This is a genomic window from Streptomyces sp. NPDC088923, from assembly GCF_044749745.1.
Taxonomy (GTDB): domain Bacteria; phylum Actinomycetota; class Actinomycetes; order Streptomycetales; family Streptomycetaceae; genus Streptomyces.
Window position 1 is genome coordinate 21,297 of sequence record NZ_JBIVIO010000011.1, and the last position, 20,204, is coordinate 41,500.

Sequence of the window (20,204 nt, forward strand, 5' to 3'; positions counted from 1 at the left end):
CGATGGCTGAGGAAGAGGATGGGCCCACGGTCCCCGTCGAGGAGATCTGCCGCGTGTGCGGTCTCGGCGGGGAGGGCGCGCTGTGGAACGAGTACGGGGTGCCCCAGTACCTCATCTGCCCCTGCTGCGGCACGGAGTCCGGCATAGAGGACGAGACCTACGGCCGTGTCCAGGCGAGCCGAGCGCTGTGGCTCGCGTCCGGCGCGGAGTGGAAGGAGCCTGAATACCGGCCCGCCGACTGGAGTCTGGAAGAGCAGTTGGCGCAGATTCCCGCCGTCTGGCGCTGAGCGTCTCGGGGGGCAGGGCTCCTTGTGGTCCCCGTCCGGCTTCCGCCGGGCGGGGACCACGCCGTTCCGGCCGCCGCGCGGCCCGCCGCCCGCGATTGCGGTAAACGGCTGCGAAGCACGACCGCACCTGGTATGCCCATAGCCATGGCTGCTGATCTCGCGACGAGGCGACTGGTGTTGCATCCCCTGACGGTGGCGGAGGCCGAGCAGATCGCGGCGGGGGTGCCGGGGGCGGGGCCGGGCGCGGTGCCGTGGGGGGAGGGGTATCCGGGGCACACCTCGCGGGTCGGGGCCCTGCACTACCTGGAGATGCTGGAGAAGTACGGGTATCCGGCGGAGTTCCCCGCCTACGAGATCCGGCGGCGCCAGGACGGGGCCGCCGTGGGCGGGATCGGGTTCCACGGGCCGCCGGACGAGCGGGGGTGGGTCGAGCTGGGGTACGACCTGGTTCCGGCCGTGTGGGGGCGGGGGTTCGCGTCCGAGGCCGTACGGGGGCTGCTCGTGTTCGCGCGCGAGCAGGGCGTGTGCGGGGTCGCCGCCGACACCGACGTCGGCAACGTCGCCTCGCAGCGCGTCCTCCTCGCGGCCGGGTTCGTCTTCGAGCGCGAGGAGGACGGGGTGCGGTACTACGGCGTGGAGCTGTAGGCGTCAGGTCAGCGGTTCCCACACGTGGTCGTCCGTGCCGTTGTCGGCGAACTGCACGACCTGCGCGGAGTCGGCCGTGGACATGCCGTCGACGCCGAGGACCTTGCCGGAGTGCCGCACCTTGAGGCGGTAGCCGCCGCCCGGCGCGGGCAGGAACTGCCACAGGTGGTCGTCCGTGCCGTTGTCCGCGAACTGCACGACGTGCGCCGAGTCGGCGGTCGACATGAGGTCCACGCCGAGGACCTTGCCCGACTCGCGGTTGCGCACCCGGTACCAGCCGTCGCCCTCGGGGACCAGCTCCCACAGGTGGTCGGCGGTGCCGCTGTCGGCGAACTGCACGACGCGCGCCGAGTCCGCGTGGGACATGCCGTCCACGGCGAGGACCTTCCCCGAGTGCCTGTTGCGCAACCGGTACCAGCGCTGCGCGAGCCACGGCGTGCCGCCCGCGTCCGCCGTGGGCAGCACGGCGACGCGGAGCCGGGCGGCGCCGAGGGGGACGAGGGTCACGTCCTGCTCGGGCTCCGTGCTCCGGGCGGGGCTCTGTTGCAGCGGCCACACGACGTGCTGGGCGTCGGCGCTCCACTCGGGCAGGCGGCGGGCCCGCGCGGTGAGGGCGAGCGGGGTGCCGTCGAGCGTGAACGGGTTCGCGGTCGGGGCGGCTCCGGTGGAACGGACCGTGGGCGTGGGGCCGTTGGGGAGCAGGGCGTAGTTCCACGTGCCCGTCGCGTGCACCGCGTATTCGGGGAACTGGTCGCTGCCGCCGAGGCGTTCGTAGCGTTCCCCGACGCGGAGCGCGTACGCGAGCGGGCCGCGGTAGACGCTCACCGCGTCGTGCTGCTCCGCCCACGTGCGCACGGTGACCCGCTGCGGGAGGCGGAGCCGTACCGTGTCGCCGTCCTGCCACGTACGGCTCACCGTGGTGAAGGCGGGGCCCGCGGGGGCCGCCGACTTCGTGCCGTTCACGGTCAGTTCGGGCGTCGCGCACCAGGCGGGGACGCGGAGCCGCAGCGGGAAGGCGACGGGGCGCGGGGTGCGGACGGTGAGGGTCAGCGTGTCGCCGAAGGGGTAGGCCGTGTCGGTGCTCACGGTCACCTCGGTGGCGTCCGCGCCGACCTTCGCGCGGACCTCGCTCGGCGCGTACATCACCGCGGCGAGGCCGTTGTCCGGCGTCGCGAGCCACAGTTCCCGCGCGAACCACGGCCAGCCCATGCCGTAGTTGTGCGGGCAGCAGCGGTACTGGTCGACGCCCGGCAGATACGCCTGCATCGCGAAGGAGTTCTGGAACTGCCGGTCGGACTTGGGGGAGTTGTCGAGGTCGACGCTGTTCGCGCTCGTGACGTAGTGGATGGCCCTGCCGGACGGGTCGAGCGAGGGCGGCAGCGCGTTGAACGCCAGCTCCTCGCAGCGGTCGGCCCACAGCGGGTCGCCGGTGAGCCGGGTCAGCAGCTCGTGGCTCGCCATGAACTCCACGACGCCGCACGTCTCGAAGCCCTGGCGCGCGTCGTCGTGCCCGTCCCGTATGTTCTCGTCGCCCGCGAAGCCGCCGCCGGGGAACTGTCCGTGTCTCATGGCGAGTTCGTACGTGGAGTAGGTGGCCTGCGTGTCGGATGCCGCGCCGCTGCGCAGCGCGTACTGGGCCGGTTCGCGGAAGCCCTGCGCGATGTTCACGTTGTGCGGGCTCGCCAGCCGGCCGCGCCAGTCGGCGCCGTTGGCGTGGATCTTGTCGGCGAGGTCGAGGAGGAAGGCGTCCTGGGTGCGGTTGTAGAGCCAGTAGACCGTGTCGAGCCCGTCGCCCCAACGCACCGAGACCCAGCTCCGGTTGAAGGCGCTCGGGCCCTGCGCGTTCATGTAGCGGAGGAAGGCGGTGAGGGCGGGGACCACGCGGGCGTCGCCGTCGTACTCGTACCACGAGCGCAGCGCCTGGAGCAGCGGCAGGTAGGGCCAGAAGTCGGGGCCGCCGCCGAGCGAGGTGCGCAGCCTGGTGGGACCGAAGAAGCCGTCGGCCTGCCGGGTCGCGAGGATCGCGTCCATCCAGTCGCGCACGGCCGCGAGCGCCTCGGCGTCGCGCGTGACGATCGCGAGATCGGTGTATCCCCGCAGCCAGTACGGGAGTTCCTCCCAGCCCTCGCGCTCCGGGTGGGCCCAGCCGCTCGTGGCGCGGTCCAGGAAGTGCGAGGTCTTCGCGTACTGGCCGCACAGGCCCCGCAGCTGGAGCGTGAGCTGGGTCGCGAGCCAGCCCTTCGGGGTGACGGCGGTCGGTGGCAGGCGGAGGAAGGCGGTGGGGCGCAGGGGTGCGGCGTTGGGGGTGTAGTGGCCGCCCCGGGCGGGTGCGACCCGGTCGCCGGCGGCCGTCGCGACGCCGGAGAAGCGGGCGCCGAGGACGAAGGCGCCGGCGGTGGCGAGCGAGGCGGAGGTGAACTGTCTGCGATTCAGGTGCATGGGGGGTGGTGCTCCTGTCGGCTCGGCAGATGCTCTGGGGGCTCTTCGGGGTGCGGTGGTGCGCCCAACTCCCTTACAACGTTGGAAATCAGAGGGCTCGGCGGTATGACAGCACTCGTGGCGGCGGGTGTCCAGAGGTGCCGCGAAGATCTCTCAGTCCCGGGGGCCGCCGCCCGGCTTCCTCGGCGGCAGCCGGTGGGTGCGCACCGGCCGGGACCTCAGCTCCTCGCCGACCAGCGCCCGTACCGCGTCCCGCAGGCCGTGGCTGCCCTCCGAGCGCTTGGGGCCCGCGCCCGGGTCCGTACGCAGCTCGCGCAGGAGCGACCAGCACAGGAAGAGCATGACCACGACGAAGGGCAGCGCGACGAGGATCGTCGCGGACTGGAGCGAGTCCAGGCCGCCCGCCAGGAGCAGCGCCGCGGCGACCGCCGCCATCAGGACGCCCCACGTGATGACGAGCCACCGGCGCGGGTGGAGCGCGCCGCGGCTCGTGAGCGAGCCCATCACGAGCGACGCCGAGTCGGCGCTCGTCACGAAATACATCATGATCAGGACCATCGCGACCCACGCCGTCACCGTCGGGAGCGGCAGCGCGTCGAGCATCGCGAAGAGCGTCGCCTCCGTGCCCTCCTCCGCCTTCGCGGCCATGTCGACCGCGCCCGTGCGGTCGAGCCGGATGCCCGTACCGCCCAGGACCACGAACCACAGCGCCGTCGCGCCGCTCGGCACGAGCAGCACCGCGAGGAGGAACTCGCGGATCGTGCGCCCGCGCGAGATCCGCGCGATGAACGTCCCCACGAACGGCGCCCACGACAGCCACCACGCCCAGTAGAAGATCGTCCACGCGCCGAGCCACTTCTCGTCCCCGAAGGCCCCCGTGCTCGACGCCATCGCCACGAGCCGGTCCAGGTAGCCGCCCGCGCTCGACGGGAGCGCGTCGAGCAGGAACACGGTCGGGCCCGCGACGAACACGAAGACCATCAGCGCGGCGGCGATCGCCAGGTTGATGGAGCTGAGCCACTTCACGCCGCCGTGCAGCCCCGTGAACGCCGAGACCACGAACGCCGCGCTCAGCACCACGATGATCAGCAGCTCGACCGTCCTGCTCGTGTCGAGCCCCGCCGTCAGATCGAGGCCCGTCGCGATCTGGAGCGCGCCGATGCCGAGGCTCGTCGCCGTGCCGAACACCGTCGCGAAGACCGCGAGCAGGTCGAGGACGCGCCCGAGCACCCCGTTCGCCGCGCGCTCCCCGATGAGCGGTACGAAGACGGCGCTGAGCCGGTTGCCGCGCCCCTTGCGGAACGTCGTGTACGCGAGCGCGAGGCCCGCGATCCCGTAGATCGCCCACGGGGTGAGCGTCCAGTGGAAGAACGAGTACTGCATCGCCGCGCTCGCCGCCCCCTCGGTGCGGGGCTTCGCGCCGCTGCCCGGCGGCGGGCTGAGGTAGTGCGCGACGGGCTCCCCGACCCCGTAGAAGATCAGCCCGATCCCCATCCCCGCGCTGAACATCATCGCGATCCAGGAGAAGTTCCTGAACTCCGGGCGCGCGTCGTCGCCGCCGAGCCGGATGCTGCCGTAGCGGCCGAAGGCGAGGTAGAGGCTCAGGATCAGGAAGACGTCGGCGGCGATGACGAAGAGCCACGCGAAGTTGTCGAGCACCCACGGCAGCGCCGCGCCGGACGCCGCGTCGAAGGAGTCCTTGCCGAGCGCGGCCCACAGCACGACGCCGAGGACGCCGAGCGCGCCGAGCGCGACGACCACCCGGTCGGGGGAGTTGTCCTGGGCGGCTTCGGGAGGCGCTGACTCCTCGCGCGGGGTGCTCATGGGAGCCCACTATGACGGCCATTGTGGTAGGTACGGGGGCGAAACGCGCGAAAAGGGCGCGTGGCGCGGGCGTGCGGGGGCGGGGCGGGCTGGTTAGCGTCGGTGCGGTGGTGCGTACCGGCGGCGCGTGGTGCGTACGGCTGTCCCCGCGCACGAAAGGGAGCCCCCGGTCATGGCCTGGAACGCGAACGTCCTCTTCTTCAGCTTCCCCGACCCCAGCGACACCTACGCGGCCTTCCACGACGCCGAGGAGACCGAGGAGGTGAGCCGGGCCGCCGTCCTGGAGCGCGCGAACGACGGGACCCTCTCCGTCACCGAGACCTACGCCCCCGCCGAGTACCTCACGACCGGTGCGGGCGGCGTCGTCGGCGCGCTCCTCGGCGTGCTCGCGGGCCCGGTCGGGGTCCTCTTCGGCTGGACGGCGGGGACCCTGTTCGGGCTCGCGGCCACCGGCGAGGAGGAGGCGGGCGAGGTGGACGCGCTCACGGTCCTCAGCCGGGGGCTGCCGGACGGCTCGAACGTCCTCATCGTCGCGGTGAACGACGAGCGGGACCCCGCCGTCGCCGACGCCCTCGCGGCCCGCTACCGGGGCCGCGTCCTGCGGGTGCCCGCCGGGGCCGTCGAGGAGGAGGTGCGCGCCGCGCAGCAGGCGGCCGACGAGGCGGCGCGGGGCGCCCGCGCGAAGGTCCGCGAGGAGCGGCGGGCGGAGGCGCGGGAGCGGGCCGAGGACTTCCGCGCCCGCACGGCGGCCTTCTTCCGCGGGGACCACCGGCAGGCGCGGGGCGGCCCGGCGGGGCCCGCGCGGGGGGAACGGGCGGCGGACGGGGCGTGAGGCGCCCGGCGGGGCGGGACGCGGGCCGTCGCGCGGGCGCGGGGCGCTTCGCGGCGCGGGCTGCGTGACGCGGGCGGGGCGCGGGCGTCACGCGGGCGCGGGAGGTGCCGGGGCGGCGGGGTCAGAGCGCCATGGCCGTGGGCTGCGCCTCGGGGCGCATCGCGGCGTCCGTGCCACCGTCCACGAAGAGCACCGCGCCTGTCGTGAAGCGGGCCTCGGGGCGCAGGAACTGCTCGACCCAGAAGGCGATGTCCTCGGGGCGGCCGAAGACGCCGAGCGGCATCGGGGTCGGGAAGGCGTCCGCGTCGAGGTCCTCCTCCTTCACCGTCGAACCCGTCATGAGCGGGGTGACGACCGCGCCGGGCGCGATCGCGTTGAGCGTGACGGACTCGCGCGCCCACTCGGGCGCGACGGCCGCCTCGCGGACCCAGCGGGACAGGGCGAACTTCGAGCTGGCGTAGGCGCTGATGCTCGGGCTGTTCGCGGCTATGTCCTCGGGGAGCGCGACCGTCGCCGCGCGGGCGCGGGTCCTGGCCGCTTCCTCGTCCCCGGCGAGCAGGAGCCGTACCAGTTCCTCGTCGATCATCGGCACGGTCGTGGAGGAGTTGGAGCTGATCACGACGGCGCGGCCGGCGCCGGAGGCCGCGAGGGCCGGGCGCAGGCCGCGCAGGAGCGCCACCGGGCCGTGGTAGTTGATCGAGACGACGGCTCCGGCGTCCCGTAGCTGCGGGCCCACTCCCGCCACGGCCGCCACGCCGTCGAGCCTGCCGTCCGAGAGCCGGATGATCTCGCGCACCGCGTGCGCCCTGCCCTCAGCGGTGCCGAGGTCGGCGACGACGTCGGCGTCCCGCAGGTCCACCCCGACGACCTCGTGCCCCGCCGCGCGCAGTCGTGCGGCGCTCGCCGCGCCCATGCCGGAGGCGGAGCCGGTGACGGCGTAAGTGCTCATGGTGGTTCTCCTTCGTGCGGTGGTGCGGGCCGGGAGGGGGCTCCCGGGGCGGGGCGGGGATGGATGGTGCGTGTTCCGGCCGGGCCGGGACGCGGTCCCGCCGTCACTTTCGACCATAGTCCAATCAGTGATTGAACCGGAAGTGCCAGGTGGGAGCGGTGGACGCGGCGTCTGTGGTGCAATGGCCGACGTGAGTGACACGGAGGTCTCGACCCGGCAGCGACTGCTCGACGCGGCGAAGGGGCTGTTCCTGGAGAAGGGTGCCGAGCAGGTCTCGCTGCGCGCGGTGAACGCCGCCGCCGGGCTGAACCCGGGCGCCGTCCACTACCACTTCGGCTCGCGCGAGGGCCTCGTCTCGGCGCTCCTCGAACGCGAGCTGGGCCCGGTGTGGCGGGCCTGGTGGGAACGCGTGCCGGGGGACGCTGCCTCGGTCGCCGAGCTGGTCGGCGGCCTCGTGGAGCCGTTCGCCGAGCTGGTCGCGACGCGCGACGGCCGGGTCCTGGTCCACCTCCTGGCCCGTACCGCCCTGCCCGCGGGCCAGCTCCCCAACGTGGCCACGCCGTTCACGCCAGCGCCCTTCGAGGTGCGGATCGGCCGCGCGCTTCCGGGGCTGACGCCGCAGGAGGTCGCGGAGCGGTGCGCGCTCGCCTTCTCGCTCGTGATGTACACGTACGGACGGCCGCTCGTACGGCAGCCGGCCGAGCGGACGGTCTTCCCGGCCACGGAAACGGTCGTCGCCTTCGTCCTGGCCGGGCTGACGGCGCCGGGGGCCGCCGCGGAGCCGGGCGCTACGCGGGCGCGATGACCAGCGCCGTGTGCTGGGTGCTCAGGCCCTCCACGAAGACGAGCGTGCACGCGGTGACGCCGCCGCGCCAGGTCCGGGCGATCTCCAGGCCGCCTGTGCGGGGAGCGAGCGGGTACTCGTTCGCCTTGAAGGAGTTGCCGCCGTTGCCGTGCGGGCTCGCGTGCACGTGGTTCATCCAGCGGATGCCCGTGTCCAGGTCGGTGACGACCGGGTGGCGGAAGGGCTCCGCCGCGTCGAAGCCGTGCCGTCCACGTTTCTTCTCCGGGCGGGTGTCGGCGTACTCGACGGTCTCGACGCGGTGCCCCGCCGGTATCGGCACGGGGTGGTTGAGGTGGAGTGTGACAGGTCCGGCGCTCAAGGGCGCAGGGTACGGGCCAGCTCGGCCGCCGGGTACGGGGTGTTTCTGGCGCCCTTGGCGACCGCGACGAGGAAGGGCGTCAGTACGGCGGTGAGCGGGGCGTCGCGCGCGAGGAGGGCGGCACCGGGACCGGGCTCGGGCAGGGGGCGGGGCGCGCGGACGTAGGCGTGGCGTTCCGCGCTCGTCAGGCCGTACGCCTGCGTGAGGAGCCAGTTGACGAGGAAGCTGCGGGCGTAGCCGAGGTCGTGCTCGCGGTGGTCGGCGAGGAACGCGGTCTCGCGCGCCGTGAGCGCGAAGGTGTCCGCGAGCGCGAGGCCGAAATCGGTGAAGAGGACGCGGTGGCCGTCGGTGAGGACGTTGCCCCAGTGCCCGTCGAAGTGCACGAGCCCATGGGCGCTCATCTTCCGCGCGGCGGCGTCGAGTCGAGCTGCCACGCGCGCCACCTCCCGCTCGCCGCCGGCACCCCGCACCCGGGGCTTGAGCCAGTCGTGGAGGGTCTGCGGCACGTACTCCATGAAGAGGGCGAGACTCGCGGGCGAGTCCCTCAACTCCCGGATGCGAAGGGCCGCTTCGGGGCCCCAGTCGCGTGACACCGCCTCGGTGTCGGCGAGTTCGTCGGGGAGCCGTGGCGGCTCCTTTTCCCGCAGGAGTCGCCAGTGGTACAACCGCGGCGCCACCCCGAGGCGTTCGGCGGTCCGGTGTGCCTCCAGCTCGCGCCACGCGCCGCCGGCGGGGCTCGCGCCCATCCCGTAGTGGCAGACGAGCGGCAGCCCGTACGGGTCGGCGGTCGACTCCCGCTCCGCCTCGCGCGCCGTCAGCGGCACCCGCTTGACGAACACGGGGGTGCCCGCGACGTCGAGCCGTGCCGTGCGGCCCCCGATCCCGGCGGCCAGCGGCGTGCTCGTGGCGAGCAGGCGGGAGAGGGCGGTGTCGTCGAGCGCGGCGAGTTCGGCGGCGGGCATGGGGGGCGCCTCCTGGGGCGGCAGCGGGTCGCGATGGCGGTCTCAGAAGGTCGGCAGCCGGGCGCCGAGCCGGTGGGCGAGGTCGGGGAGGGCGGTGCCGAGGGGGAGGTCGAGGCGGAGGGTCGCACGGTCGTCGCCCCGGGTGGGGCCCTGGTTGATGATCACGACCGGTTTGCCCGCGCGGGCCGCGTGCCGTACGAACCTGAGGCCCGACATGACCGTGAGCGAGGAGCCGAGCACGAGGACGCCGTGCCCGGCGTCGACGAGGTCGAAGCAGCGCCTCACGCGCGGCTTCGGGACGCTCTCGCCGAAGAAGACGACATCCGGCTTGAGGACGCCGCCGCAGGCCGCGCACGGGGCGATACGGAAGTCCCGTACCAGCTCGGCGGGCAGTTCGACGTCCCCGTCCGGGTTGATCCGCGCGCCCGCCGCCTCGCCGAAGTCGCCGTTGAGCGCGCGCAGCCGCCCGTCCAGCTCCTCGCGCGCGGTGACGCGACCGCAGTCGAGGCAGCTCACCCGGTCGAGCCCGCCGTGCAGCTCGACGGCCTCGCGCGTACCGGCCGCGCGGTGCAGCCCGTCGACGTTCTGCGTGATGACGCCGTTGACGAACCCGGCGCGGCGCAGCGCCTCGACCGCGTAGTGCCCCGCGTTGGGCGCGGCCCGCCAGATCCGCCGCCACCCGGCGTGGCTGCGCGCCCAGTAGCGGCGCCGCCCTTCCTCGCTGCCGGTGAACTCCTCGTAGGTCATCGGCGTGTGGTGCCTGAGGCTCCCGGCGGGACCGCGGTAGTCGGGGATGCCGGACTCGGTGGAGATGCCGGCGCCGGTGAGGACGGTGAAGGCAGCGGTGGCGAGGAGGCGGGCGAGGGTGTCGTAGGCGCTCGGGTCCGTGGGTGCCGCGGGGGCGTCGGGCGCGGAGCCGGGGGGCTGCTGCGGCTGCGGCTGCGTGGGCATGGGGCCAGGCTACGACGCGGGGCGACAGGCGCGGGGGTCCGCTGCGCGGGGCGGCTCCGGCACCGCCTAGTAGTAGCCCTTGGTGCCGTCGAGCAGTTCCCGGACGAGGTCGGCGTGCCCCGCGTGCCGGCCCGTCTCCTCGACGAGGTGGATCAGCATCCAGCGGAGGCTGGCGCCGCTGTCGTGGAAGTCGGGGTGCCGGCCGGTGTCGTCCAGGGAGGCGGCGGCGACGATCTCGTCACTGCGGGCGCACTGCGCCTCGTACTCCGCGAGCAGCTCGGCGAGGGGACGGCCGCCGGTCTGCCAGTCGGCGTCCCCGCCCGGCGCGTCGAACACCGGGTTCCGCTTCTTGTCGCCGCCGAGGAACGCCACCTCCAGCCACAGGTGCTCGGTCCAGCGCATGTGGGAGACGAGACCGGCCATCGTCATGGCCGGTGAGGTCGGGATGACGGAGCGGTGCGCGTCCTCGGCGCTCAGGCCCTCGCACTTCCAGCGCAGGATCTTCCGTTGCAGGTCCAGCCAGCCGCCGAGCGTGGTGCGTTCGTCCGCTCGCAGCGGGGGGCGTCGCAGTTCCGGTGTCATGGGGGCGCACCCTACCGGCCCCTCGCGCCGGTGCCCCCGGCCCGGCCCCTCACCCCCCATGGGCCAGCACGTTGAGCACCGCCCCGCTCCCCGGCTCCCGCACGAAGAAGCGGCGGACGCCCCACTCCTCGTCGCGCGGCGCGAACAGCACCTCCGCGCCGCTCGCGCGCAGCGTCTCGTACGCCGCGTCGACGTCGTCGACCTCGATGCTCAGGACGGGCGTGACGGGCCCGGTCGCGTCGCCCGTGGTCGTGCTGAGCTGCGCGGCCGGGGTCGCGGGCGCGGCGTGCGTGGCGATCCAGCCGTGGTCCATCACCTGCTCCATGCCGAGCAGGGCGAAGAACTCCCGGCTGCGGGCGGGGGAGTGGGTGCGAAGGACGGGGACGACGCGGCGTACGGAGACCATGGAGGCCGCCTCTCGGTAGGGGGCTCGGGCGGAGCCCGTTCGGCTGGCGCGCTGCCCGGTTCAGCCGGTGGGCCAGCGCTCCCCGCATTGTGAGCAGAAGACCGGGTGCGTGTCCGCCGATACGCGCCCGCACTCCTGGCACACGAGCGGCAGCAGGCACGCGGGCTCCCCGCCCTCGGCCACCGGCTCCGCCCGCCGCCCCGTGATCGCCAGCCCCGCCCTGCGCCGGTGCGCCGTCAGGTAGGCGAGCCCGCGCCCTCCCGCCCGCAGTCCCCGTGTCGCCCCGCGCGGCAGCCACACCGCGCTGCCCGGACGCACCTCGGTCCCCGCGGCGGACCCCGTCCCCGCCACGACGAGCAGCAGCACGTCCAGCGCGTCCTCGCGGTGTGCGCCCACCTCCTCGCCGGGCCCCAGCCGTACGAGGTTCGCGTCGAGCTGGCGTCCTTCCTCCGCCAGCCGCCACAAGGCCCCGCGTGCCTCGCCGGGCGCTTCGCGCAGCACCGCGTCGAAGTCCGCGAGGAGGCGGGGAGCCGGGGCGGGGGCGGGTTCTGTCATGGCGGCTGCCTTTCGGGAGGAGGGGGGCGGTGCGGCGTTGTGGCGCCGGTGGAGAGGGGGTACGGGCCCGGTGGCATTGTCCGCCCGGGGACCGCCCCCGCCTCGCCCCGTACCGACCCGCCCCCGGCCCGCGCCCCGCTCCCTACCCGACCAGCGGCAGCACGATCGTGTCCACGATCTCTTCGAGCACCTCGTCCGGCACCGGCGCGAACGAGATCAGGATCTCGTGGCGCAGCAGGTCGAAGGGGAGTCTCCTGATCCGCTCCGTCAGGCGGCCGGGGGCGATCTCGCCGCGCGCCACCGCCCGCTCCCAGATCACGTCGCTGTTCGCCTCGCGCGCCTGCGTGAGGAGGTCGCCCGGGTTCGTGCCCGTCTCCTGGTAGTAGCCCGCGAGGTGCGCGTTCATGACCGTGATGAGCCGGACGCGCGTCTCGTTGATCGTCCGCATCAGGGTCAGGACGTCCCCGCGCAGGCTGCCCGTGTCGGGTACGTCGATGTGCGAGCGTTCCAGTACGTGCGTGACGGCGGCCCGTACGAGCGTGTCGCGGTCCGGCCAGCGGCGGTAGAGGACCGGCGGACTCGTCCCCGCGCGCCGTACCACCGCGTCCATCGTGAAGCCGGCGTAGCCGTGCGCCGTCAGCTCCTCCCACGCCGCGTCCAGGAGCGCCCGCTCCAGGGCGGCCCCACGTCGCCGCTCAGCCATCCACGTACCTCCCCGTCGCTTTAGATAGAGTTGCCTATCTAAAGGTCGGCCCTTACTCTCGATCCCGGAAGCTCTAGATAGGACTCTATATCTTAAGGCGGTCCTCCGTCATGCCCTCATCCCTCTCCCCCTCGGCGCCCCCGGGCCCGGCGCCCGGCGCGCCCGCCCCCGTCGACCCGGCCGTCTGGCGACTGGCCTTCACCGTCGTCGTCGGGGCGCTCGCCGTCGTCTTCGACACCACCATCGTCACCGTCGCGCTCGACGACCTCACCCGCTCCCTGCACGCCTCGCTCGCCACGATCCAGTGGGTCAGTACGGGCTATCTCCTCGCCGTCTTCGTCACGATCCCGCTCGCGAAATGGGCCCAGGCCCGCGTCGGCGGCAAACGCCTGTGGACCGGCGCGCTCACCGTGTTCCTGCTCGGCTCCGTGCTCAGCGCGCTCGCCTGGAACGCGCCCGCGCTCATCGCCTTCCGCGTCGTCCAGGGCATCGGCGGCGGCATCATGATGCCGCTCATGGCGACGCTGATCATGCAGGCCGCGAAGGGCCGCGAGATCGGCCGCGTCATGGCGACCGTGACCCTGCCCACCGCGCTCGGCCCCATCCTCGGCCCCGTGCTCGGCGGCCTCATCCTGAGCGTCGCGAGCTGGCGCTGGCTCTTCCTCGTCAACATCCCCTTCTGCCTGGTCGGCGCCATCCTCGCGTATCGCAACCTGCCCGACGACCGCCCGGCCGCCGACGCCCCCCGCCCCCGCCTCGACGTCCTCGGGCTGCTGCTGCTCTCGCCGGGCGTCGCCGCGCTCCTGTACGGGCTCTCGCGCGTCGAGGGCAGCGCGGGCTTCACGAGCGCGGGCGTGCTCGTACCGCTGCTGGCCGGGCTCGTGCTCGTCCTCGCCTTCGTCGCCCGCTCGCTGCCGCGCGCGCACGCGCTCATCAACCTGCGGCTCCTGCGCCACCGCGCGCCCGCCGCCTCCGCGGCCCTGCTGTTCCTCGGCGGGACGAGCCTGTACGGCGCGATGCTGCTGCTCCCGCTCTACTGGCAGCAGGTACGGGGGCAGGGCGCGCTCGGCGCGGGGCTCCTCCTCATCCCGCAGGGCCTCGGCGCGCTCGCCGCCCGGACCCGCGCGGGGCACCTCACCGACCGGCTCGGCCCGCGCCCCGTCGCACTGGCCGGTTTCGCCCTCGTGACGCTCGGCACCCTGCCCTTCGCCCTCGCGGACGCGCACACGGACACGGTCCTGCTCCTGGCCGCGCTCTTCCTGCGCGGACTGGGCCTCGGCGCCGCGATGGTCGCGCTGAGCGGCGCCGCCTTCATCGGCCTCGCCCACCACGAGATCCCGGACGCGAGCATCATCTCGCGCGTCTCCCAGCAGATCGGCGGCTCGGTCGGCACCGCCGTCCTCGCGGTCGTCCTCCAGCACACGACGGCGAGCGCCGAGACGCTGGCGGACGGCTACGGAGCGGCCTTCTGGTGGGCGCTCGCGGCGACGGCGGTGGCGCTGCCGCTGTCGGCGGTGCTGCCGGGGAAGGGGAAGGGGAAGGGGAAGGGGAAGGGGAAGGGGAAGGGGAAGGGGAAGGGGAAGGGGAAGGGGAAGGGCGAGGGGGAGGTGCGGGGGTAGCGGGGGCGGGGGCTGCGGCCGGGGGGCCTCGGACGGGCGGTGGCTGCGGCGGGGCCGCCGGGGCGTCCTGCGGGGTGCCCGCGATGTCCTTCGCCGCCTTGCGCGCGCCGATCCCGCCGACCGCCGCCCCGAGCGCGTCCACGAGCAGGTTCTCGGCTCCGCCGCCCATGCCCGAGTGGGCGATCTCGTGGGACAGTTCGGAGTTCTGCTGGGCGGAGGCGTACTGCGAGACCCCCGCGTTGGCGGGCAACTGCCCATAGCGGACGGCGGTGTCGGGAATATCGGCGAGCGGCTTCGCGTCCTTCCGTGCGCCTCGCCCCCGGCCGCGCCCGTCCCTCAGCCGGAGGCGAGCTGCGCCGCGATCTCCGCTTGCCAAGAGGCCGTCTTCTCCGGGTTGTTGAGGGACTCGTCCCAGGCCTCCTGGCTCAGGCCGAGGTGGGAGGGGCCGGCCTTGAGGGCGACGAGGAGCGCGCGTGCCGAGGCACGCATGTCGGGGGCCGTCTCCTTGCTGCCGGGGATCGCGTCGCCCGCGGCGCGCTTGTAGATCTCGCGTGCGACGGCCTGCCGCTTCCCGTGCTCCACCTTGCGCCAGAACTTGAGCGACTCCTTGAACGCCTCCTCCTTGGACTTGGGTTCGCGGTAGTGCTCGGCGCCCTCGGGCGCGTACCGATTCGGGTCGGTGGCGTCCTCGAACCGCTTCTTGCCCGCCTGGACGGTCTTGTAGAGCGCGCCGCCGAGGAGGAATCCGGCCGCCGCGGCCGCGAGGCCCCAGCCGACCGGGGTCGTCGCGAGACCGGCGGTCACGGCGGTCGCGATCGTCGCCGCGCCGCTCGCCGCCTTCAGGGTCTCGCCCGCCGCGCTGGCGGCGAGTTTGCCCATCTTGTGGCGCTGCTTGCTGAGCGAGTAGTCCTGCGAGTCGGCCATCGCGTTGGAGTCCTCGGCGTGCCGCAACCGCGCCGCCGCCTCCTTGACGTGACCGGCGGCGTCGATGGCGGTGTCGAGAGCCGCGTCGAGCTGTTCCGCGAACTGCTCGCCGCCGTCTTCGTCCCACATCCGGTTGAGCGCGATGTAGGCGCGCCCGAAGGCCAGTTGACCGGCGGTGTTCGCCTCGCCGAGCCGCGTGAGCGCGTCTTCGGGGGTGCGTACGGGCTTGTCGAGCTTCTTCAGCTCGCTGTACTTGCGCTGCGTGAGCGCGAGGCGGCGGGTGTGGCGGCCCGCCTTGGCGACGCCGAGCACGCCCGAGACGGCACCGCTCGCCTCGCTGACGTTGAGCGCGTGCTCCACGGCCTCGCTGCGCAGCATGTCCTTGACGGCGCTGAGGCCGTCGCCCGCTGTGGTCGCGGAGTTGCTGAGTGCGTCGGTCGGCTTCGTGCGCGTCTTCTTGTGCGGCTGGTGCGAGGTCGGCCCCGTCGGGTTCGCCGCGTAGTCCTTGCGCGCCTTCTGCGCGTCGATCATGTCGAGCCCGGCGTTGACGCCGTCCGCGAGGAAGTTCTCCGCGCCGACGGCGAAACCGGACGCGGCGGCGGCATGGCTGATGCCGGTGTCGCCGCCCGTGGCGCCGAGGTTGTTGACACCCGCGTTGCCGGGGATCTGGCCGCGGCTGACGAAGGTGTCGGAGATGTCGAAGTGCTTCTTCGCCCGGGTGAGCGCGGCGGACATGCGGTCCCGCAGCTTCTTCCGCTCCTCCTTCACGGCGATCTCGGGTGTCTGCGCGCGTTGGGGAGCGGCGATCGCGGGTGTCCGCGCGCGCGTGGAGGTGGTGACCTCGGGTGTCCGGGCCTGCTGGGAGGAGGCGCTGAGCTCGGGGATGTCGGGCAGGACCGGGGACTTCCCCTTGCTCCGCGCGCGCTGCACGGCCGCGTACGTCGCGGCGTTGCCCGCGCGGGCCTGGAGGGCGTGCAGGGGATGCGGGTCGGGCGCGGACTCCCGGCGGGGGCGCTGCCGTACGGGGAACTCGCGGGCGGGGGTGCCGTGGACGGGAGTGCTCATACGGGGGCCGCCGCCTTCTCTCGCCTTGCCGCGTACGGGTCTTGCCGGGCCGGGATGCCGACGCCGGGTCCGCCGGTCCCGGGTACGGGACCGGCCGGTCCGACAGTAGTGGGCGCGGGGTCCTTCGCGGAGCGGCCTCGGGGGCAGTGTGCGGGGTCCGCAAGGGCGGGAGGGGTGGGGTCGGCGGGACGTCGGGTGGGGGCCGGATGGGGGCGGCCGTGCGGGCGTCGGGTGGGGGGCGGCCGGGCGGGCGTCGGGTGGGGGGCGGCCGTGCGGGCGTCGGATGGGGGGGCGGCCGTGCGGGTGCCGTGGCGCGGGCGCCCGTACGGGGTGCGGCCTGGGGTGCCTCCCTGCGCGGCGCAAGCCCCTGGCCCGGTCGCCCGGCTCGGCCCTCCAGGCAGCGGAGCACCGTGAGGGCCCGGCGGGTGCGGGCCGGTGAATCGGGCGGGCCCAGCTTCCCGAAGACGGAGTGAGGTGCTTCTCGACGGCGCCGCGTGAGAGGCGGCCTGCGAGCGGACCGGGGCCTCGTACGGGCAGAAGGGGCCCTGACCGGCAGGTATGCGGCGAAGGGCTCAGCGGCGCCGGTGGCCGCCCTGGCTATCGGGCCGCTTCCGGTTCCGTACGAGGAACGCGAGCCACGCCACGAGGGCCACGGCGATGGCGACCACGACGAGTCTGCTCGCCAGGCCCGCGTACCGCTCGACCAGCTCCCAGCGGTCCCCGAGGAGGTAACCCGCGTACACCAGAACGGAGTTCCAGGCGAGACTGCCGAGCGCCGTGAGCGCCGTGAAGGTGGGCAGTGGCATCCGGGTCAGCCCGGCGGGTACGGAGACGAGGCTGCGGAAGACCGGGATCACGCGGCCGAGGAGGATCGCCTTCGTGCCGTGCCGCGAGAACCACGCCTCCGTACGCTCCAGATCGCGGACGCGGACGAGCGGGAGGCGCGCCCACAGGGCGTAGAGGCGCTCACGGCCGAGCCGGCCGCCGATGGCGTAGAGCGCGAGGGCCCCGACGACGGAGCCGAGCGTGGTCCAGAAGAGGGCGGAGGCGAGGGTCAGGACCCCGCGCGCCGCCGCGAATCCGGTGAGGGGCAGGACCACTTCGCTGGGCAGCGGAGGGAACAGGTTCTCCAGCGCGATCGCGGCCCCGGCGCCGGGACCGCCGAACCGCTCGACGAGATCGGTCGCCCAGCCGGTGAGGCCGCCTGAGGGGGAGGCGGAGGGCAGGGCGGCGGAGGGGGAAGCGGGAGGGGTAGTGGCGGGGGTGGTGGCGGTGGTCAGGGTGATCATGGGGGCTCCTGTGGGCGGGGTCCCGGCACGGTATGAAGGGGGAACGAACGGCCGGAACGAGGAGATCCGCAGGAGGGGGTGAGGTTTTCCACGGGGGAGGGGGAGGGGGAGGGGGAGCGGGGTGGGTGGGGGCAGACTGGGGGCGCCTCCGCGTGGCGGGGCTCCTTCGTGTGGCGGGGGGCTTGCGCATGGCGGGGCAGCGGACAGCCCCCACCCGCCCTGGGGGGCTCCCCTGTTATCAGTCTTCCGCAAGTCGGGCGCACCGCCCGATCACCTCGGCCAATCTGTGGATAACTTCGCCGAAGTCGTACATCCCGCCACTCGATGGAGTGAGACGTTTTCGCGCGACACACCGGGCGGATCGTTTCCGCAAGGGCGATGCCTTAGCCAGAGGTGAGTGAGTACTCGCCCACTCGCGAGGCCCCCGGCGGGGCGGCGGGCGAACCGCCTTCCCCCCCCGGCGGGGGCGGCGGGCGAACCGCCTTCCCCCCGGCGGGGGCGGCGGGCGAACCGCGCCCCCTCGCGCGATCCGCTCGTCGCCCCCTCTCCGGTCACCCGCCGCCCCCCCTACCGCACGGGCACCGCGCCCGACCCCACCCGCGCCGCGCTCGTCCCGATCCCCGACGGGTACTGCCACCCGGGTACGGTGCCGGACGCCGCTGCCGCCAGACCCGCGGGCCCGCCCGCCCCGCTCGGCGCGCCCGCCCCGACCCGCGCGCCCGCCCCGCCCCGCGCGCCCGCCCCCGTCGGCGCGCCGCCCCCGCCCCGCCCCGCCGTCTCCGGCACCGCCCCGTACGGCAAGCACCCCGGCAGGAACGCCGCGTCGTAACGCCGTACGCCGCGGTGCCAGTTGAGGATGCCGGCGAGCCAGTCGCGCAGCTCGCCCAAGTACGTCTCCATCGTGCCGATCTGCTCGCGCGACAAACCGAAGTCCACGTACAAGACGGGCAGTTCGTGCGCCACCGCGTGCTCGAACTGGTCCAGCCTCGCCGCCATCAGGTGCTCCACCATGCGGAACGCCGTCGGGTAGTCGCACCCGAAGAAGTTCTCCACGACCAGCACCAGGTTGTGCAGCTCCCCCTCGTACTGCACCTCCTTCTGGTACGAGAACACGTCGTTGATCAAACAGCCGTAGTCCGCCACCGCGTTCTCCAGCGCCCGCACCGTGCCGCTGTCGAGGACCCCCGGCGGGAGCGCGGCGGCGTGCCGCATCCGGCTGAGACTCATGGTGAGTTCGGAACCGAAGGTGTGGCGGCGCATCTCCAGGTAGTCCACCGGGTCGGGCACGCGGTGCTGCGCCTGGTTGCCCAGCTCCCACAGCCAGCTCTCCAGCATGTGCTCCACGCCGTCGCGGAAGGCGGAGCGCGTGAGGAGGTCCATCGGTCCCGCCGTCCGCGTCCACAGGTCGGCGAGCGAGCGCTCGATCGGCGCCACCGCGAAGCCCGCCGCGAGCGCCGGGTCCTCCAACGGCATGCAGGCGAGCAGCCGTTCGTGCAGCACGCGGGCCGCCGCGAGCTCGCGCGGGCGGCCGAGGACGAGCGGGTAGTAGTCGTCCCCGTACGTGCCCCACGTCAGCCACTCCGCGCTGAGTTCCAGCTCCTCCGCGCTCGCGTCCGGGTCGAGACCCGCCGAGCAGAGCGCGAAGTCGTAGCCCTCCAGCTTCTCGCGGTCCCAGATGTCGTCGAGCAGTCCCATCCGCTCCGCCCAGTCCACCGAGGCGGTACGCGCCTGCTCGTGGTACGGGCTCAGGCCCAGCGGGTAGCTCAGCGTGAAGTCCGGGAGCAGGGACGGGCCTTCGTGGGTGTGCGGGGGGCGGGTGTGGGAGCGCAGGCGGGCGCGGGCCGGTTTGCCGAGCGCGGCGGCGAGGTGCACCGCGCTCGTACCGAGGACCCCGGTGAAACCGGCGGCCACGCCCGAGACGGCGCCCTCGTTCATGTAGCGGCTGGAGCGCAGGTGCCACTCGTGGCCGCCCGACTGCCAGTCCTGAAGTCCCTTGACGTACGAGGCAAGTGCCGCGTTCTCGGCCGGATCGAGTCCGTACTCGGCGCTCAGCGCGGGCAGTTCGACGAGCGCGGTGTTCTCGAACTGCTGGAGCCGGGAGGTGAGCAGATCGTTGACCGCCTCGGCGGCCTCCGGTGTCGTGCACCCCAGAAAGTGCTCCAACACCAGCACGCCGTTGCTGAGTTCGCCCTCGTCCTCCACCTCGCGCTGGTACGAGAAGAGATCGTTGCGCAGGTGTACGGCGTCCGAGAAGGCGTCCGTGAGGACCCGCAGCGGGCGGGTCCCGGCGACCCGGGCGGGGAGTTCGGCCCCGGCCGCGTACTCGACGAGCCCCGCCGACCACGGCGCTCCGCCGACCTTGCGGCGCATCTCGATGTACTCGACCGGATTGGAGATCCGGCCCGCGTTGATGTTGGACAGCTCCCACAGCGACTCGTTGAGGAGATTGCGCGTCGAGGTCGAGAAGCGCTCGCGCCAGTCCGCCGACATCGACGGGACCGTGCGCCGCCACAGGTCCGCGAGCCCCGCCTCCACGGGGTTCTCCGGCTCGGGGAAGCCGTCCGCGAGGTCCGCCGGCATGAAGGCGGGCAGCCGGTCCAGGTACGCCTTGCCGCCCTCGCGGTCCTGACCGCGCTTGAACAGCTCCAGGAAGTGGTCGTCGAAGAAGAAGACCCACACGTACCAGTCCGTGACGAGGTTCAGCGCCTCCTCGTCGCAGTCCGGGTGCGTGTAGGCGCAGAGCAGCGCGTAGTCGTGCGCGTCGAGATCGCGCTGCTCCCACACCCCCGAGCCCTCCAGCATGCCCATCGAGCCGGCCCACGCGCGCGCGTGGACGCGGGCGGCTTCGAGGTGCGGGTTCAGCCGGGCCGGGTACGGGACGTAGAAATCGGGGAGCGTGAAGGGCTGGGCCATGGATCAACGCCAATACGCGTCGGGAATACGGACCCATGGAGTATCGGGGACCGGCACGAGGCCCCGCAATACATTCGGCTTTTCCGCAAAGCGGTA

Annotated in this window: 19 protein-coding genes; 6 read left to right on the top strand and 13 right to left on the bottom strand. The window is 73.7% G+C overall.

What is annotated here, in order from left to right:
- Positions 1 to 2 precede the first annotated feature (2 nt).
- Positions 3 to 287 carry a hypothetical protein gene (locus ACIP4O_RS28665; protein ID WP_401578864.1) on the top strand — a complete coding sequence of 95 codons (285 nt, stop codon included), beginning with the start codon at positions 3 to 5 and terminating at the stop codon, positions 285 to 287.
- Between the two features lie 132 nt (positions 288 to 419).
- Entirely contained in the window at positions 420 to 932 is a 513-nt protein-coding gene (locus tag ACIP4O_RS28670) for a GNAT family N-acetyltransferase (protein WP_401578866.1), read from the top strand.
- A 3-nt stretch (positions 933 to 935) separates the two neighbouring features.
- Here ACIP4O_RS28670 and ACIP4O_RS28675 read toward each other — a convergent pair whose 3' ends face one another.
- Positions 936 to 3,371, bottom strand: a complete 2,436-nt coding sequence (locus tag ACIP4O_RS28675; RefSeq protein WP_401578868.1) for a beta-L-arabinofuranosidase domain-containing protein — start codon at positions 3,369 to 3,371, stop codon at positions 936 to 938.
- A gap of 153 nt (positions 3,372 to 3,524) precedes the next feature.
- On the bottom strand, positions 3,525 to 5,195 hold the full coding sequence (locus tag ACIP4O_RS28680; RefSeq protein ID WP_401578870.1) for a BCCT family transporter: 1,671 nt from the start codon (positions 5,193 to 5,195) through the stop codon (positions 3,525 to 3,527).
- A gap of 172 nt (positions 5,196 to 5,367) precedes the next feature.
- Here ACIP4O_RS28680 and ACIP4O_RS28685 point away from each other — a divergent pair, with 172 nt between their 5' ends.
- The gene (locus ACIP4O_RS28685; RefSeq protein ID WP_401578872.1) at positions 5,368 to 6,027 is read left to right on the top strand and encodes a histidine kinase; all 660 of its coding nucleotides are present in this window, start codon (positions 5,368 to 5,370) and stop codon (positions 6,025 to 6,027) included.
- 121 nt (positions 6,028 to 6,148) lie between these two features.
- Here the strand turns inward: ACIP4O_RS28685 and ACIP4O_RS28690 are convergent, their stop codons facing one another.
- A complete protein-coding gene (locus ACIP4O_RS28690; protein ID WP_401578874.1) occupies positions 6,149 to 6,976 on the bottom strand; it encodes an SDR family oxidoreductase in 828 nt (275 codons plus the stop codon).
- 190 nt (positions 6,977 to 7,166) lie between these two features.
- Here ACIP4O_RS28690 and ACIP4O_RS28695 point away from each other — a divergent pair, with 190 nt between their 5' ends.
- Positions 7,167 to 7,781 (top strand): TetR/AcrR family transcriptional regulator, encoded by a 615-nt coding sequence (locus ACIP4O_RS28695; RefSeq protein ID WP_401578876.1) that lies wholly within the window; start codon positions 7,167 to 7,169, stop codon positions 7,779 to 7,781.
- Here ACIP4O_RS28695 and ACIP4O_RS28700 read toward each other — a convergent pair.
- From ACIP4O_RS28700 to ACIP4O_RS28730, 7 genes are all read right to left on the bottom strand, one after another.
- On the bottom strand, positions 7,765 to 8,139 hold the full coding sequence (locus tag ACIP4O_RS28700) for a hypothetical protein (protein ID WP_401578878.1): 375 nt from the start codon (positions 8,137 to 8,139) through the stop codon (positions 7,765 to 7,767). The genes ACIP4O_RS28695 and ACIP4O_RS28700 overlap by 17 nt on opposite strands.
- A complete protein-coding gene (locus tag ACIP4O_RS28705; RefSeq protein ID WP_401578880.1) occupies positions 8,136 to 9,101 on the bottom strand; it encodes a hypothetical protein in 966 nt (321 codons plus the stop codon). The genes ACIP4O_RS28700 and ACIP4O_RS28705 overlap by 4 nt, the downstream gene beginning before the upstream one ends.
- Before the next feature lie 42 nt (positions 9,102 to 9,143).
- The gene (locus ACIP4O_RS28710; RefSeq protein WP_401578882.1) at positions 9,144 to 10,052 is read right to left on the bottom strand and encodes an NAD-dependent protein deacetylase; all 909 of its coding nucleotides are present in this window, start codon (positions 10,050 to 10,052) and stop codon (positions 9,144 to 9,146) included.
- A 66-nt stretch (positions 10,053 to 10,118) separates the two neighbouring features.
- Positions 10,119 to 10,634 (bottom strand): DinB family protein, encoded by a 516-nt coding sequence (locus ACIP4O_RS28715; RefSeq protein ID WP_401578884.1) that lies wholly within the window; start codon positions 10,632 to 10,634, stop codon positions 10,119 to 10,121.
- Positions 10,635 to 10,683: 49 nt separating this feature from the next.
- Positions 10,684 to 11,040, bottom strand: coding sequence for a VOC family protein (locus tag ACIP4O_RS28720; protein ID WP_361332937.1), 357 nt, complete (start codon positions 11,038 to 11,040; stop codon positions 10,684 to 10,686).
- A 60-nt stretch (positions 11,041 to 11,100) separates the two neighbouring features.
- Complete coding sequence (locus ACIP4O_RS28725; protein ID WP_401578887.1) at positions 11,101 to 11,595, bottom strand: cupin domain-containing protein; 495 nt, start codon at positions 11,593 to 11,595, stop codon at positions 11,101 to 11,103.
- Between the two features lie 142 nt (positions 11,596 to 11,737).
- Positions 11,738 to 12,298 (bottom strand): TetR/AcrR family transcriptional regulator, encoded by a 561-nt coding sequence (locus ACIP4O_RS28730; protein WP_401578889.1) that lies wholly within the window; start codon positions 12,296 to 12,298, stop codon positions 11,738 to 11,740.
- Between the two features lie 110 nt (positions 12,299 to 12,408).
- On the opposite strand from ACIP4O_RS28730, the gene ACIP4O_RS28735 reads away from it, so the two are divergent.
- A complete protein-coding gene (locus ACIP4O_RS28735; RefSeq protein WP_401578891.1) occupies positions 12,409 to 13,917 on the top strand; it encodes an MDR family MFS transporter in 1,509 nt (502 codons plus the stop codon).
- Positions 13,918 to 14,000: 83 nt separating this feature from the next.
- On the top strand, positions 14,001 to 14,177 hold the full coding sequence (locus tag ACIP4O_RS28740; protein ID WP_401578893.1) for a hypothetical protein: 177 nt from the start codon (positions 14,001 to 14,003) through the stop codon (positions 14,175 to 14,177).
- A 76-nt stretch (positions 14,178 to 14,253) separates the two neighbouring features.
- Here ACIP4O_RS28740 and ACIP4O_RS28745 read toward each other — a convergent pair whose 3' ends face one another.
- The 3 genes from ACIP4O_RS28745 to ACIP4O_RS28755 form a co-directional block, all read right to left on the bottom strand.
- On the bottom strand, positions 14,254 to 15,906 hold the full coding sequence (locus ACIP4O_RS28745) for a hypothetical protein (protein ID WP_401578895.1): 1,653 nt from the start codon (positions 15,904 to 15,906) through the stop codon (positions 14,254 to 14,256).
- A gap of 572 nt (positions 15,907 to 16,478) precedes the next feature.
- On the bottom strand, positions 16,479 to 17,195 hold the full coding sequence (locus ACIP4O_RS28750) for a DedA family protein (RefSeq protein ID WP_401578897.1): 717 nt from the start codon (positions 17,193 to 17,195) through the stop codon (positions 16,479 to 16,481).
- A 567-nt stretch (positions 17,196 to 17,762) separates the two neighbouring features.
- The gene (locus tag ACIP4O_RS28755) at positions 17,763 to 20,108 is read right to left on the bottom strand and encodes a germacradienol/geosmin synthase (RefSeq protein WP_401578899.1); all 2,346 of its coding nucleotides are present in this window, start codon (positions 20,106 to 20,108) and stop codon (positions 17,763 to 17,765) included.
- Positions 20,109 to 20,204: the final 96 nt, after the last annotated feature.